The sequence below is a fragment of the Meiothermus sp. genome, assembly GCF_025056915.1.
In the GTDB taxonomy this organism is placed as follows: domain Bacteria; phylum Deinococcota; class Deinococci; order Deinococcales; family Thermaceae; genus Meiothermus.
The window spans coordinates 1-634 of the sequence record NZ_JANWVH010000181.1 but is presented as its reverse complement, the minus strand read 5'-3'; the positions used below and the strand labels follow the sequence as shown (position 1 = coordinate 634).

Below are 634 nucleotides of genomic sequence, written 5' to 3'. Positions count from 1 at the left end.
GCCGCCAGAAAGCGTGCGCGGCAGGTGGTGGCGGCGCTCGCCCAGGCCCACCGCCTCGAGCGCCTCGAGCACCCGCGCGGGGTCGCGCTCGCCGCGCAGCTCGAGCGGCAGTGCCACGTTCTCGAGGGCGCTGAGGTGGGGCAGGAGATGGAAGGCCTGGAAGACGAAGCCGAGCTCGCGCAGCCGGAGCGCGGCCCGCTGCTCCTCGTCGAGCATGTCCAGGCGACGGCCGCAGAGCTCGACCCGCCCGGCGCTCGGCTGGTCGAGTCCGGCGAGCAGGGCGAGCAGGGTGGTCTTGCCGGAGCCCGAGGCACCGACCACGGCCACCGTCTCGCCCGGGAACACGGCAAGCTCGAGCCGGTCCAGGATCCGGATCTCGCCCTCCGGGCCCTTCACCCACTTGCCGAGCCCGCTCGCCATGATCACGGGAATGCGCTCGCTCATGCTCGCCGGCCTGCTCGCCCTGTCCCCCGCGCTCGCCGCGGGTGGCGCGGAGCGTAGCATCCTCGTCCTCGGTGACAGCCTCAGTGCCGCCTACGGCATCCCCGCCGAGGCGGGCTGGGTCGCCCTGCTCGCCGACCGCCTTGCGCCGCTCGGCTACCGGGTGGTCAACGCCAGCCTGAGCGGCGAGACC

Annotated in this window: 1 protein-coding gene and 1 pseudogene; one reads left to right on the top strand and one right to left on the bottom strand. The window is 74.4% G+C overall.

The genetic code is table 11. The annotated features are described in order from the left end of the window. A partial coding sequence (locus tag NZN28_RS14555) for an ATP-binding cassette domain-containing protein (protein ID WP_295399376.1) occupies window positions 1-444 on the bottom strand: 444 nt, incomplete at its 3' end. On the opposite strand from NZN28_RS14555, the pseudogene NZN28_RS14550 reads away from it, so the two are divergent. Next, a pseudogene (locus tag NZN28_RS14550) lies at window positions 431-634 on the top strand (hypothetical protein); the annotation flags it as partial. The gene NZN28_RS14555 and the pseudogene NZN28_RS14550 overlap by 14 nt on opposite strands.